The organism is Cupriavidus sp. SIMBA_020 (genome assembly GCF_046535395.1).
GTDB lineage: Bacteria > Pseudomonadota > Gammaproteobacteria > Burkholderiales > Burkholderiaceae > Cupriavidus > Cupriavidus campinensis.
The window spans coordinates 1-266 of record NZ_JAWRWU010000750.1 but is presented as its reverse complement, the minus strand read 5'-3'; the positions used below and the strand labels follow the sequence as shown (position 1 = coordinate 266).

General features: G+C 64.7%; 1 pseudogene. It reads right to left on the bottom strand.

What is annotated here, in order from left to right:
• Positions 1-266 (bottom strand): annotated as a pseudogene (locus SB751_RS31345) (GGDEF domain-containing protein); the annotation flags it as partial.

Below are 266 nucleotides of genomic sequence, written 5' to 3'. Positions count from 1 at the left end.
CCCGCTCCATGAATGCGCGTCGCGTGAGCGCGCCCGTCAATTCGTCGACGGTGGCGAGCTTTTCCATTCTGCGCAGAATGCGTTCGTGCGCGAGCATCACCATGCCCGTCGACATGCACGGCAGCGAGACGATTGCGAGCCCGAGCAGCGCGATATTCCACGGCGACGGTTGCAAAAACGACAATGCCGGCGCAAGGCCCAGCACGATCGCGACGATACGCGCGAGATAAACCAGCGCGCCCAGCCAGGCGGCCACCGCGATCAGG